Source organism: Mesorhizobium sp. M7A.F.Ca.US.006.01.1.1 (genome assembly GCF_003997935.1).
In the GTDB taxonomy this organism is placed as follows: domain Bacteria; phylum Pseudomonadota; class Alphaproteobacteria; order Rhizobiales; family Rhizobiaceae; genus Mesorhizobium.
Genome location: NZ_RZQL01000194.1, coordinates 1 through 14,043, shown reverse-complemented (window position 1 = coordinate 14,043; position 14,043 = coordinate 1). Strand labels below are relative to the sequence as shown.

8 protein-coding genes and 1 pseudogene are annotated in these 14,043 nt (G+C 58.8%); 7 read left to right on the top strand and 2 right to left on the bottom strand.

The annotated features are described in order from the left end of the window. Both EN943_RS27210 and EN943_RS27205 read right to left on the bottom strand, forming a co-directional pair. Positions 1-370 (bottom strand): biotin/lipoyl-binding protein (locus EN943_RS27210; RefSeq protein ID WP_127415352.1); only part of this gene is annotated, 370 nt, incomplete at its 3' end. Further along, a complete protein-coding gene (locus tag EN943_RS27205; protein WP_164778396.1) occupies positions 363-2,114 on the bottom strand; it encodes a type I secretion system permease/ATPase in 1,752 nt (583 codons plus the stop codon). The genes EN943_RS27210 and EN943_RS27205, both read right to left, overlap by 8 nt. Positions 2,115-2,959: 845 nt before the next feature. On the opposite strand from EN943_RS27205, the gene EN943_RS27200 reads away from it, so the two are divergent. From EN943_RS27200 to EN943_RS27170, 7 genes and pseudogenes are all read left to right on the top strand, one after another. Next, positions 2,960-3,943 (top strand): ATP-grasp fold amidoligase family protein, encoded by a 984-nt coding sequence (locus EN943_RS27200; RefSeq protein ID WP_164778395.1) that lies wholly within the window; start codon positions 2,960-2,962, stop codon positions 3,941-3,943. A 328-nt stretch (positions 3,944-4,271) separates the two neighbouring features. Continuing rightward, entirely contained in the window at positions 4,272-6,041 is a 1,770-nt protein-coding gene (locus EN943_RS27195) for a calcium-binding protein (RefSeq protein ID WP_127415350.1), read from the top strand. Between the two features lie 417 nt (positions 6,042-6,458). Further along, complete coding sequence (locus tag EN943_RS27190; protein WP_127415349.1) at positions 6,459-7,667, top strand: glycosyltransferase family 4 protein; 1,209 nt, start codon at positions 6,459-6,461, stop codon at positions 7,665-7,667. Further along, on the top strand, positions 7,664-8,923 hold the full coding sequence (locus EN943_RS27185; RefSeq protein WP_127415348.1) for an O-antigen ligase family protein: 1,260 nt from the start codon (positions 7,664-7,666) through the stop codon (positions 8,921-8,923). The genes EN943_RS27190 and EN943_RS27185 overlap by 4 nt, the downstream gene beginning before the upstream one ends. Next, positions 8,923-10,920, top strand: coding sequence for an asparagine synthase (glutamine-hydrolyzing) (gene asnB, locus EN943_RS27180; protein ID WP_127415347.1), 1,998 nt, complete (start codon positions 8,923-8,925; stop codon positions 10,918-10,920). Before EN943_RS27185 ends, asnB begins: the two co-directional genes overlap by 1 nt. 1 nt (position 10,921) lies before the next feature. Next, positions 10,922-13,153 carry an exopolysaccharide transport family protein gene (locus EN943_RS27175; RefSeq protein WP_127415346.1) on the top strand — a complete coding sequence of 744 codons (2,232 nt, stop codon included), beginning with the start codon at positions 10,922-10,924 and terminating at the stop codon, positions 13,151-13,153. 214 nt (positions 13,154-13,367) lie between these two features. Further along, positions 13,368-14,043: pseudogene (locus EN943_RS27170) on the top strand (lipopolysaccharide biosynthesis protein); the annotation flags it as partial.

Below are 14,043 nucleotides of genomic sequence, written 5' to 3'. Positions count from 1 at the left end.
CACTGATGATTTGCAGGTTCGCACGAGTCAGCGTGTCATCCAGCCTGACCAGCACGTCGCCGGCTCGTACATGATCTCCGTCCTGCGCGAAGATCCCGCCCACTGTGCCTCCGGTTTGATGCTGGACCTTCTTGACGTTGGTTTCTACCACCACGGTGGCTGGTGCAACCACAGCGCCGGCGATGTTGGTCAACCCCAGCCACAGGCCGCCGCCAAGGACCAGCAGACCTGTAATCACCAAACCGAATATCAGGTTGGCTCGTATACCGTCCGGCAGATCTGGCGAGCTTACGGCAGGCCGTTTGTTGCTACGAAGGGTCCGGGCATAGGACGAGAAGGTGACGAATGTTTCGAACAGAGCTTCATGCATGCCCGGCAACACCCGGTATCGGCGCCAAAGAAGGTGGCCGAGGTGAAACAGGCGGTGAAGGTCGGAGCACGTTCGCCAAGACCTCCTCGCGCGAGCCAAAGGCATGAACCGTCCCATTCGACATAACCAGTACCTGATCGATGTTCGCGAGTGCTGAGGGACGATGCGCAACGACAATGACGATGCCTCCGCGCTGACGCACTGCCCGTATGGCGCCGGCCAGGGCAGTGTCCCCGTCCACGTCGAGGTTCGAGTTCGGTTCGTCGAGCACGACAAGAAACGGCTCGCCATAAAGTGCTCGGGCGAGACCCACGAGTTGCCTCTGCCCTGCCGACAGCGCCGCTCCACCCTCCCCGATGCGGGTCTGAAATCCCTGAGGGAGTTGCATTATCATTTTCTCGACGCCGGCTGCCCTTGCCGCCGCGAGGACGCCTTTCGGATCCGTCTTGCCTCGGAACCTCGAAATGTTGTCCGCTACCGTGCCGTCAAACAACTCCACGTCCTGCGGCATGTAGCCGATATGGGCGCCGAGCTGTTCCGAGTTCCATTGATCGAGAGAGGCGCCGTCCAATCTCACCGAGCCATGGAGCGGCTTCCAAACCCCGACCAACGCCCGGGCCAGCGTCGTCTTGCCGGAGCCGCTCGGGCCGACGACGGCCATTCCAGCACCCCTCGATAGGTGGAAGCTCACATTTACAACGGTCGGTCTTGTCAGGCCGGGCGGCGCGACTGTCAGTTGCTCGACGGCAAATCGTGTCTGTGGACGAGGCAATTCCATCGGGTCGTCCTGACTGCCAAATGCAGCCATGACAGCTGCCAGCTCGCTATAGCTGCGCCGGGCCGAAAGAAAGCCTCTCCAGTTTGCGATCGCCGCGTCAACCGGGGCCAAGGCCCGGCCAAGCAATATCGAAGATGCGATGATCACCCCAGGAGAAGCTTCACCGCCGATGACCAGGTAAGCACCGAGCCCCAGAACGCCGGATTGCAGACCCATGCGAAGCGCCTTCGAGAAGGAACTGGCGCCACCGACGACATCCGAGAGGCGTTTCTGCTGGGCAAGATATGCGCGGCTGACGTCGCTCCAGCGTCGAGCCAGTCGACCAGAAAGCCCCATTGCATGAACGACCTCGGCGTTGCGCCGGGCGGAGTCGGCAAGCGCCCGTTGCGACGACAGCTCCTCGGAGGCGCGCACGGCCGGACCACGGCTGAAGACTTCCGCAACCGCGGTCAAAAGGACCACGGCGATCGCGCCGACGGTTGCCAGCAGGCCGAGCGAAGGATGGAGCAAATAAATGATCACCAGATAAAAAGGGATCCACGGGGCGTCGAAGATGACCGTCGGTCCCGTTCCGGAAAGAAAGCCGCGCAGTCGGTCAAGATCGTGCAAAGGCTGCAGACGGCCCGCATCACGCCCGGCCTTGAGCGGCAAGGACAGGGAGATGGAGAACACCTTTTGCTGCAAATTCCTATAGAGCCGGCTGCCGATGCGGACCAGCACGCGAAGCCGCACGAAATCCAGGAGCCCGTAGACCGCATACAGGCCCAGCATGCCGATCGTGAACCCCACCAGGGTGGGAACGCTCTGCGACGGCAGAACGCGATCGTAGATCTGCAGCATATAGACCGAACCGGTCAGGGCGAGAATGTTTATCACGGCCGAGAACAGCGCCACGCCAAGCAGCCCAGGCATGCAGGCGAGAATGGCGGAACGTAGCTCGGGAGAACCGGCCCCCGATGTTTTCATGACCAGCGGTCGTTCGCGCGACACTGCCGCGCCGTTACTTCCGTAAGTTGTGATGGCTCAAACCTTTCTTGGTGCGCATAGCAGCCGCTATCCGTCGCCCCCCTTATTACGCTCTGCTTACATACGTCGACTTTGAGGAAAATGCAGCGGATTCGTGGCGCAGGACTAACGAAACGCGACCCGCAGCGTGCACAGGCTGGGGATAACTCTCCCAAAAATGGCAATCCGCGCTAGTAACGCAGTCCAGAATGGAACACGCAAAAGGGGCTTATGTCTTTGCTTTCGCACACTTTCAAATACGCCACGGTCGTTGACACAAAATACCTGATGCGAAGGAACAACTTAGATCAATCAAACCTTTTGTCGTTCTGTATTCTGTATTTGATCTCGTCCCGATACTCCAATCACCTGAGCAGACATCAGTCTCCCAGACTTTCAGAGGCGGCAAATTGACGACCGTCAGGCCGGCACGCCGCATCGTCATGCAAACGGAGGAGGACGGTGATCGAGCCTGACCGTATTGTGTTTAACGCATGCGCAGGGATGGCGACTGAAGGCTCGTTCACCTCGGGCGTTGGCCGACGGGTTCGAACCCGCCTCGTCTGCGACGGCTGCCAACCTGCCCAAGGAGGCGGATTGCGCCTTCACCATCGTCGTTATCAGAGCGGACGCTGCGTTAGCCGGTGCGTTATCCGCAACAATGGACGAGTAAAATCGAGGCGACGGCAAATGAGAATTGCGACTTCGCTTTGTTCGCGATTTCTTATTTCAGAATGTCCTCGAGGGCCGCCTAAGCCGATCGCATCGCAATAGTCGACTGAATTCGAAACGTAGTGGGGTGTTGCGTGGAAAAGAAGTATCGGAAATTAAGAAGAGCTGTCTGGGAAACGATATATAGGGTCAGCTTGATAACCCCGAATTTCTACGTTCTGAACTATCCCATAGCTGCCGCGGGATTCTTTAACGGAAATAACAGGTTCCCAAGGCGAGTTTCCAGTCAATCTGCTACGATAAATGATTTTATCTTTGACAGAATGATACGAAATAGATGGGGATACCTAGAGAAGATATGTGTTGATAAGCATTATGCTAAGTACATAGCTGGTGGAATTCCAGGCCTTAAAACCCCGAAGACGATCTCGGTATTCAAGATAGACAGAAATACAACGGCAGATGACATTTTACTTTGGATCGAGCCTTTCATCGGACGTCATTTCGTGATGAAGCCGACCCATTCCTCTGGAAAAATTATATTCCTCGACAAGCCGTTCGATAGGAAAACCATAGACGAATTCTTAAACTTCTCCAAGAGATCGTACTTCAATATTGGACGAGAGACACAATATTATAAAATGGAAAAGAAAATAATTGTCGAAGATAATATTTCTACAGGTACAGAATTAAGTGACTACAAATTCTTTTGTGTTCGCGGCAAGGCCGTTTATCTTCAGGTCGACGTCGGAAGATTTGTTGATCATAGGAGGGCCGTCTTTTCTCTTCCAGATTTTAATCAGATTGACGTCATGTATGGTTATGACATACCAGAAAACGTAGAAAGACCGAAAAATCTCGAGAAAATGATCGAGATTGCGGAAACGATATCTAGGGATGTTGAGTTTGTCAGGGTTGATTTGTACAGCATTAATGGTGACATATATTTTGGAGAGATGACTTTTTCTCCATGCGCTGGATCGGATCATATTTCAAACGAGAGTTGGGCCATCGATTTTTTAAATAGGATCAAGGCAGAAAGTGCTCCTAAAGCAGCGATAGGTGGCCGCTTCACGCCGCAAGCGGCACGATCTTTCGACCGTCAAGTTGGCGGCTGAGCCGCAAGGGCGTGAGCGCAAGCCTCGGTTCGTGTGCCGAGGCACACCCCATCGGCTTTCCCCTAGTTGGGGATAACCCGGTCGGGAAAGGCGGATATTTCCCAATCACGCGGCTCAACATGAGCCGGATGTGAGAGGGGCTTATGTTGTTGTTGCGGCACTGTTTAAAAGACTTCGGTTGGCCGAATTCGGAACATCTCCTGCTGTGCAGCAATCCTGTCGGCGATCAAAGATTCTATCCAGCGGGTGTCGTATTTGATTTGGGCCTAATATGCGCCGTCAACTAAGCAGACGTGGGGCATAACCGAATCAACCAAAGGATTTTTGGATGACACTCCACTACGCGTCCGGTGGATCAGCCGCCGAGATCGCAACCGCCGGATTCAATCTGGCTGATGTTCAGTACGTTTCGCAAGTCAATGCCTTGCCGGATGGCATGAAAGGCTTGGTTTATCTCGGTGAGCACGACGGAGTAACTTCGTCTTTCATTGATAAAGTCACTCCCTTCATAGGTAATCCAAATGTGTTCGGGTTTTACCTTAGCGACGAGCCTGATCCGACAGGCAAGTGGGGCAGCTACGCAACCGCTGCAAACCTAAAGGCGGAATCCGACTGGATTCATTCTCATTTTCCCGGCGCCAAGACCTTCATCACGATGATGAACTTGGGCACGGATGGCTCTCCGAGCTACATGAACCCGAACGATCCGGCCCACGCCGCTTACAATCCGGCGAATACGGGCATCGATTTCTACGGCATCGGCTACTACCCCATCAACAACACTTCGGCTCCCGACTACACCCATATCGACAAGATGGTTGCGGCTGCCGGTGAAGCGGGCATCCCGATTGACAAGATCGTCCCGCTTTACCAGGCGTTCGGTGGTGGCAACTGGGAAACCAGCGCTGGCGGCAAGTTTGTCATGCCCACCGCTGCCCAGGAGCAGGCCATGATTGACCGTTGGGCCGCACTGGTTCCGTCGCCGGCCTTTGACTATACCTATAAATGGGGAACGCAGAATGGCGACACCGCGCTTGAAAGCGCCTCGGAACTGAAAGCCTTTTTCCTTCAGCACAATCTCGAGGGGACCCATGCCCCGGTCTCGCCCCCGGTTAGTGATCCTGTCACGCCGCCGGTCAGTGATCCGGTCGGCACACCGACCACGCCTCCTACTCACGTCGGCGCCCCTGCTCCCACGGCGCCGGCCCCGTCGGGCAGCGATCATGTCTTCCATGGCACGCGCGGCGCAGACGTTTTCCACGCAACCAGGGGCAATGACAAATATCTCGTCAACAATACTCATGACAAGGTGATGGAAGCGCCAAACGGGGGCTTCGACAAGGTCGCGGCCTCGGTGAGTTACGCTCTTACGGCGGGATCACATGTCGAGCAGCTCTCCACCGCCAATTCGGGTGGCAGGGCGTCCATCAACCTGACCGGCAACGAATTCGGTCAAGCCATCTATGGGAATGGCGGTGCCAACAAGATCAATGGTGGCGGTGGCGCCGACAAGATGACCGGCTATGGCGGCAATGACACCTATTACGTCGACAATGCCCACGACAAGGTGGTGGAGCAGAGAGGAAGCGGCCTTGACAAGGTTCTTGCCTCGGTGAGCTTCGCTCTTTCGGCTGGCTCGCACATCGAGCAACTCGCAACCACCAAGACGTCCGGCAGGGCCGCCATCAATCTGACCGGCAACGAATTCGGACAAACCATTCACGGCAATGCCGGTAACAACAAGATCGACGGTGGCGGCGGAGCCGATACGTTGACCGGGCACGGGGGCAGAGATGCCTTCGTGTTCAGTACCGCCCTTGGCGCTGGAAACGTCGACAGGATCACTGATTTCAACAAAGCCCAGGACAAGATCCACCTCGACCATTCCATCTTTGCCGGTCTCGATCAGGGGGGCCTCTCGTCGGACGCTTTCTTTGCCGGCAAAGCGGCGCATGACAGTTCCGATCACATTATCTACAACAGTTCGACGGGAGCTCTCTCTTTCGACAGCGACGGCGTCGGAGGCGCAAACCAGATCCATTTCGCGACCCTCTCTCCGCATCTGTCGATTACCGCATCGTCTTTCCTGGTCACCTGACGCTCCAGCGACGAATGCTTAAAAAGGTCGGCGAGGTCTTGGGCCTCGCCGACAGTCGTTTGGGCCGAGCGTCCGAACTGCGCGCCCATCCGCGAGCCGCGGAGCTCAGGTCCGCCCCGCGCCTTACTCCAGCCACTCATAGTACCCACTTCAGGCAATGCCGTGGGGGCGTCCCGGTGAGACTGCGTCGACAAGGCAGGAGGGACATGAGCGCTCCCCACCGCGGGGGAATCTCGCCTCACTGGTCCTACCCCTTTCCAAACATCATAGTGTCATTCAAACGGACGAGGACAGGAACCCGGCCTCCCCATAGCGTGCACTCGGGCGGGATGCGCTCATAGGTGATGAAGCCGGGCCGTGGCAGCATCGAGAGCGTCAGTTACTCGATTGCCCGCCGTGTGCGCTGGGGAGAGGCAGATGAACCCACATCTGGTCTGCGTGGGAGGCGAGGATCACGCCTTAAGAGTTCCCTTCCTCATCGCGCTGCGAGAGAAAGGCTTTCGCGTTACGGCGGTCTCGAGCGGTTCTCCCGTACCGTTTCTAAGGCATGACATTTCGCATCACAGGTTCTCCTTCGACCGGTTTGCATCTGGCGGCGGGGAATGGCGCGCTCTCGGAACGATGCGCCGATTGATGCGGGAGCTTCGGCCCGACATCATCCAGAGTTTCGACACCAAGCCAAATCTGTTGACGCCCCTTTCTATGCGGGGAACAGTTCCGGTCATTCGCACCATCAACGGGCTGGGCTGGACGTTCTCATCTCTGGCGCCTCGCGCTTTGGCCCTGCGTCCGGTCTATTGCGCGCTCCAATGGCTCGCGTCTTCGTGGACGGCGGCGACCGTTTTCCAAAATCGCGATGACCAACTGTTCTTCGAGCGCTTTCGGCTGACCGGTCGCGGAAGCTCGCGACTGATACGCAGTTCCGGAATTGATGTCGATGCGTTCGCAACGGTGCGCCATCTCGGGTCCTCGGCAACGAAGATGCGCAGGGAACTCGGCCTCCAGTCCGCCGAAGTGGTGATCTTTGTCGGCCGCTTGACCCGTCAGAAGGGTGTGGGAACCCTCCTCAAGGCGGTTCCTCGCGTCGTGGCCGAAAGACCCGCAGCACGATTTGTGCTTGTCGGTCCGCGAGAATCCGAAGGCTCATTCGCAATCGACAAGTCCGAGATCGACCGGCACGCACCTCATGTGGTGGCCTTGGGTCCACGACGCGATGTCGCTGATCTCCTTGGCATGGCCGATGTGTTCGCCTTTCCCACCCAATATCGCGAAGGAGTACCGCGTGTGTTGCTGGAAGCGGGGCTTGCGGGACTGCCAATCGTGGCTTCCAGGATGCCAGGCTGCAGAGACGTCGTCGAAGACGGGTGGAATGGCTATCTGGTTGCACCGCATGATGCCGATGCCCTTGCCTCGCGAACAATAGACTTGCTGTCCGACCGCGCTGGGGCAAAGGCAATGGGCGCTCGTTCCGCTGAACTTGTGCGGGAGCGATTTGCCCTGCCGTTGGTGGTCGATCAGTACTGCGACCTGTACGAAAACACACTCCGCGCGGGGCTTCTGCGACCGCTCCCTGCTGTCGCACTTGAGGGCAGCCTCGCAAATCACCGGGGCGGAGCACGTCAATGATCCGGGACGCATTGCTCGCCCTGGGAGTTGCGATGTCCTATGCGACGCAACTGGGCGTTCCGGGATTGCCGCTCGGCTATGGCGAATTGTTCATCGCGATCTGGATCGTTCTGGCGATTGGACGAATATTCGCCGGCGGTCGTCTCCAGGTCACACCCGCTTTTGTCCAACTGGCGAGCTTCTGGGTGATCTTGTCGCTGGCTTTGGGAATCGGCACGATCGTCGGCTACCTGACCACCGTCCTTTACCTGACCGGGCTGGTACATGACGTGATGGCCTACATGCTGCTGGCCGGCTTCACATGCCTGGCGGCCGCGGAGCCCGACGCAGATCGTCACCTTCGTCGCAGTGCCTGGTGGGTGATCGCCATCGCCAATGGGAGCTTCGTGATTCAGCTGGGATTGGCGTTTGGGGTAGCCCACCAGTCCGGCGTCGACCCCTGGTTCTGGGACAGGTTCCGTGGTTGGTCCGAGAACCCGAACCAACTTGCGCTCTATTGCGCGCTTTTTGGCCCCCTGGCTTTGCACCTTGCCACGACCACCCGCAACCCATGGCGCCGTTTGCTCGCATTCTCCAGCCTGATCTTGACCTTTTATGTCGGCCGGCTGACGAAGAGCGACACCTATCTCTACACCAGTATCCTGAGCTGCCTCATCTTTCTCGGATTGCGGCTTCGTGCATGGATCGCAACAAGCGGTCGCGCCAGCCTGCCCCGCTTGGCAGCAATTGTGCTGTTGGCGGGTTCCTTGCCTCTGGCGCTGGCGATGACGCCGTACGCGCTCACCGAAGAGGCCAGCGTCGCCCATTTTGCCAAGAGCCTTACCAAGGACCAGGGTGGGGAAGCGACACTCGAAACGTTCGAACTCCGGCTCTACCTGTGGCAGGAGGCGGTGGAAAAGGGGTTGAAATCCGGATCCCTGGGATTAGGCCCTGGGCCTCACCTCGAGCGCCCGCCGGTCGCCGACCGTCAATTTCTGCAGCGACCTTTCGAGGCCCATAATACCGTTCTTGACCTTTACCTGCAGGGCGGATTGCTTGCGGTGATGGCATTGGTCTGGATCGTGGGAGCCGCAATGTCGCTTGCCTGGCGAGCGGGATTCGACGCGCTGCTGGTGCTCGGTGCGTCGGCGATAATCTTCAGCATGCCTCACCTGATAATCCGTCACCCGATCGTGTGGTTTTCTCTGGCTTTCTGCCTCGTTGCCGGAAATCCGAGCGCAATTCGGCGGCAGCTTGCTGAACCGAGGGTGTCCTGATGTGTGGGATCGCGGGAATTCTATTGGCTTCCGACGCCGCAGACATAAAGCCGCTCCAAGCGATCGGGCGGATGACTGCATCGCTGCGTCACCGGGGGCCGGACGGCGAAGGGCTCTGGATCGACCGCGAAGCTGGAATCGCACTGGGCCACAGGCGGTTGGCTATTGTCGATCTGTCAGCCGCCGGGCACCAGCCGATGCATTCCGCCAGCGGCCGGTACGTGATCACCTTTAACGGTGAGATATACAATTTTCGCGATTTGCGTTGCGAACTCGAGAGTGCGGGCCAAACCTTTCAAGGCGCCAGCGACACCGAAGTGATGCTGTGCGCAATCGAGCATTGGGGGCTTGAGGCCGCCCTTAATCGTTTTGCCGGAATGTTCGTGTTCGCATTGTGGGATCTGAAGACAAGAAGCCTTCATCTGGCCCGCGACAGGATGGGCAAGAAGCCCCTCTATGTTGCTTCGACCCGAGACGCATTGGTTTTCGCCTCTGAGCTGAAGGCGATCAACTCCTTTCCAGGCTTTTCTCCCGACCTTGATCTTGATGCCGCGGCGGTAATGCTTTCGACGGGATGGGTGCCGGACCATCGCTGTATCTGGCGAAGCGTGTTCAAACTGCCACCTGGTTCCGTCCTTTCCGTCACCGCTGCGAATTATGCCGAAGACCGCAGCGCGGACCGTCTTTCCCAACGCGTTCACCGCTGGTGGTCGCTGGCTGACGTTGCTGCCGATGGGCGACGGAACCCCGTTACAGGCACCGACGAAGATCTGGTTGACGAACTGGACAACCGGCTTCGGCTGGCCGTGCGGGAACGCATGATCGCCGACGTCCCTCTGGGCGGCTTCCTGTCGGGCGGGATCGACAGCTCAGCCGTGATCGCCCTGATGCAGGCTCAATCCTGCAAGCCGGTTCGCAGTTTCACGATCTCGTTCGCAGAGGGCGGCTTTGATGAAGCTCCATACGCAGCGGCCGTTGCCCGTCATCTGGGCACCGACCACTCCGAACTTCACCTCTCGCCCAGCGCCGCACGTGACGTCATTCCCGAGTTGCCGCAGGTCTGGGATGAACCCTTCGCCGATGAATCGCAGATACCGACCTTGCTCGTTGCCAAGCTCGCTCGTCAGCACGTCACCGTAGCGCTGTCGGGCGACGGCGGTGACGAATGCTTCGCAGGATACGGCCGCCACTTCATGGCGGAGCGGTTGAAACGAAACCTGCGCCTGCCCCGACAACTGCGCCGAACCTTGGCGGCAGGGGCAGGTTTTTTCGCACGCGCCGGACGTGACGAAGTCGTTGGCAAACTGCCGCTCTCTGCGAGCGCGAGGCATTTTATCCGGAGCGACCGGATGGAACGTCTCGCCCGGCTGCTCACGGCATCGAATGAAGACGAATTGTTTCAGCGGCTGGCGCGGCCACAGGCTGAAAATCTGGGACGTCAGCGGCCGACCGAACCAATCTACGGCTACGGCGGCCCGCCGCTTGACGACCTGCTCTCCCGCCTTCTGTGCGATGACATGGCGGGATACTTGCCTGGCGATATCTTGGTGAAGCTGGACCGCGCCACCATGGCCAACAGCCTTGAGGGCCGGTGTCCTCTGCTTGACCACCGCGTTGTCGAATTCTCCTGGCGGCTGCCATCCAACATGAAAGTTCGTGATGGCGCCGGCAAATGGATCCTTCGTCAATTGCTACGCCGCTATCTCCCGCAGCACCTGATCGAGCGTCCGAAACAGGGCTTCGATGTCCCTATCGCTGCATGGCTGCGCGGTCCGCTGCGCAACTGGGCCACCGATCTTCTCGCCGACATGCGAACCGAAAGCAGTGACGTATTGGACGCTGCGAAGATCGACGCCTGCTGGCGCGATCACATTGATGGCCAGAACCGGTCGCGCGAATTGTGGTCCGCGTTGATGTTCCAGGCCTGGCGGAGCAAGGCCAACCGGCAAGCACAGCAAACCGGCCCAATTCATGAACCCGATCTGGCAGGAGTATAGAATGGTAGGTTCCGCAATCAGCCCGATCCAGCTGCCACGGGTCAATCAACCGCCAGCACCGGTTCTCGAAGGCAGAGTGCACGTGCGGCCATTGCGCGAATATGTCGAGCCGCCTACTGCGTCGCGCCAACTATTCGTGATTCTGGCAAGGCGAAAATGGTCCATTGTTGCCTTCGCCGTACTGGGCGGTCTGCTGGCGGGGTTGCTGGGAAGCCTTCGACCGGTTCTCTACGAGGCAACTACCCAACTTATCATCGACGCCCCGTCGCGCGGTTCACTGCCCGTCGGCGCCCCGTCTTCGCAGGACCTCGTCGATTCAAGCATAGATGACCACATCACGATGCTATCGTCGCAAGATCATCTGCGCCGCGTCATGGCGGCACTGCGCAAGACAGGTGCGGCTGAAACCGGACAGGACAATTCCGCTAGCGGGAATTCCCGGCTTGAGCCGTCTGCCATCCCTCCCCCGAGGACACGCTCGCTTGCCGGTGGTTTGCTGGACCGGCTGTGGCCAGGAGCGGACAAAACAATCAACGATTCACAAGCCGAGGATGCCTCCGAATTGAGAGCCTTGCGGCAAGGAATGCGGGTCGGGCAGGAACTGCGATCGAGAGTAATCTCCGTCGCTTTCGCCGATGACAGTCCCGCGCGGGCGGCGCTCGTGGCCAACACATTCGCTCAGGTCTATGTCGACAATCTAATAAGGAGAAGGCAGGCATCCGACCAGCAAGAACTCGATGCGATCACCACCAGCCTGCCCAGGCTGCAAAACGATCTGCAGGCAGCGGCCGACCGCCTTGAGAAATATCGGCTGAGCCACGGAGCCGTCGACCAAGGCTCGGCGGACAACGCAGCCAGGGAACGGGCCGACCTCAGCCAGCAATTGTCGATGTCAAACGCGGATCTCGCCGCTGTTGAAACCCGGCTGCGACATGTTCAGGAGCTTCGAGCGCAGGGGGCGTCTTTCGTCTCCGTGGCCGAAGCCATTGGCGGGCCTGAACTTGCCGACCTTGCGGCTCGACAGGCTCGCGCGCCTGCGGACCAGGAACTCAGAAACACGACCGAAAGCAAGGTCGAACAAGGCATCGACAAGATTGCTGCGGATGCAAACATTTTCCGTGCCCAGATCGCCACTCTTGAAAGCCGGAAGGCCATTTTGGATGCGGTCATGGCCGACACCGCCAGCCGGCTTTCCGGGTTGCGGGCTCTCGAGCCGCAGGTCAGTTTGCTGACCCAGCGATACAACGAACTTCTTGGCCGGCAACAGGATTTGACGCGACGTATCGGAGTTCCCTCGGCTGGAATTTCCATCCTATCAGCGGCGTGGCCGCCGACCATCCCGCAGACTTTGCCTGCCATCTTCCTTGTCCCGCCTGGGATGATTGTGTTCGCTATTCTGGGCGCGATTTTCGTCACGATGCGCAATCACTTCGATCGGACTTTCCGCGGTGAGGCCGAGGCGGAAGCGGTGCTCAAGGTTCCATGTATGGGGCAGATTCCCGAAGCAGGCAGGGTGCATGCCAAACGACTGCGGACCCTTGTCCTGGGCGAGCGCAGCTCCGCCTATAGCCGCGCCGTGACGTCGTTGCTGATTGCTGCGGCGCCCAATGCGCTGAGGGCTCGTTCGTCGTACACGGCGCTTGTCACCTCCAGCGTCCCGGAGGATGGGGGGACCGAGCTCGCATGGAGTCTGGCGCTGGCCGGCACGCGGATGGGCGGTCGTGTCCTCTTGATCGATCTTGAACGCAAGGGCGTTCAACTCACGCTCGAGTTCCTGCATCAGTTCAGCGAGCGCAAGAGCCGCCATTCCTTCGCTGACTATGTCTGCAATCGCGGCAACCTGGAAAATGCCGTGGCCAGTCTGCATGAAATCGGCATCGACGTGATGACCGCTGCTCCGTCGGACGATCTGCTGGCGGTGTTGTCCTGCGAGGATGGGGGCAAAGTGATGGCGGACCTGCACTTGACCTACCGCATCGTCATCATAAACCTGCCGTCGGCGCTCGGGCGGCCGGAAGCCAAATTTCTGGCTGGATGGGCTGATGCCGTGCTTTTCGCCGTCCGGTGGAGGAAAACGCCACGTACCCTCGCTCGCGGGGTGCTGGAACTCCTTCAGGGCAACGGTTCTCTTGCGGTACCTGTCGGCAGCGTCCTCACGCAAGTGAACTTGAAAAAACATGCCGGATATCGGCTCGAGGATAGCGCCGACCTCTTGCGCGAGCAGATAGCATGACCAAGCACAGGCTCGTCCTTGGGCTGCGGACGATCCGGGGGCGGTTCATCCAGGGAGCGGCCCGGACGATTCAGGGTGCAGCCTGTCCGCAGAGCGCGTCATTCAGGTGAATGATGGCAAGGTTCGGTGTGCATCGTAGGCTCCGGCAATCCCCGATATTTGCCTCCCTCGGAAGCGCGAACCGATGTCACTGAGCGACCTTCTGAGACCCAAGATGGTTCCCGCGGCCGACACAGCCATCATCGCTGTTCGGCCGAGCACGATCGGTTCGATCATTCGTGCAGCTGGTGAAGTGTCGGCGATGGCAATTGCCGGCCAACTCACCCTTCTTGCTGCAATTCCGGTCTTGGCGCGGCTCTATTCGCCTGCGGATTTCGGCATCTTTACGATTTATCTGTCGATCGTGAACATACTCGCCGGGGTCGCAGCATTGCGCTTCGAGGCGTCACTCTATGGGGTGAAGGGGAGCGCGCAGGCTTATGTGACGGTCAAGCTTATCCTTTTGGCTGTGTTCGTGACCACCGTCCTGGCCTTTTCGGCCGGACAGATGTTGTCGAACCTTGCTCCCAACCGCCTCGGTTCGCTCGCCTGGCTCATTCCGATCGGAATGGGCGGCGCAGGTCTGGTCGAAGCCATGAACTGCTGGAGCCTGCGTGCCGGGCTTTTGCGCGACTTTGCCCTTGGGCGGCTGATCCTGCCGGCGAGCATGGCTGCACTGCAATTGGTTTTCGGCATCGCCAACCTCGGCGGCGAAGCGATGATCCATGCCCATATTTTGAGCCAGTTCGTCTTTATCGGGTATATCGGTTATCGGGTGACGAGCTGGGAGGATTTGCGCGGCATCGCCCGGGCACCTTGGCGTGCGGTGTTCGAAAAGGCCCGGCGGGAAT

Excerpts from the sequence above, each read along its gene's own strand:
- EN943_RS27205 (WP_164778396.1), bottom strand. The coding sequence starts at position 2,114 with ATGAAAACATCGGGGGCCGGTTCTCCCGAGCTACGTTCCGCCATTCTC.
- EN943_RS27190 (WP_127415349.1), top strand. The coding sequence starts at position 6,459 with ATGAACCCACATCTGGTCTGCGTGGGAGGCGAGGATCACGCCTTAAGA.
- EN943_RS27185 (WP_127415348.1), top strand. The coding sequence starts at position 7,664 with ATGATCCGGGACGCATTGCTCGCCCTGGGAGTTGCGATGTCCTATGCG.
- asnB (WP_127415347.1), top strand. The coding sequence starts at position 8,923 with ATGTGTGGGATCGCGGGAATTCTATTGGCTTCCGACGCCGCAGACATA.
- EN943_RS27195 (WP_127415350.1), top strand. The coding sequence starts at position 4,272 with ATGACACTCCACTACGCGTCCGGTGGATCAGCCGCCGAGATCGCAACC.
- EN943_RS27175 (WP_127415346.1), top strand. The coding sequence starts at position 10,922 with ATGGTAGGTTCCGCAATCAGCCCGATCCAGCTGCCACGGGTCAATCAA.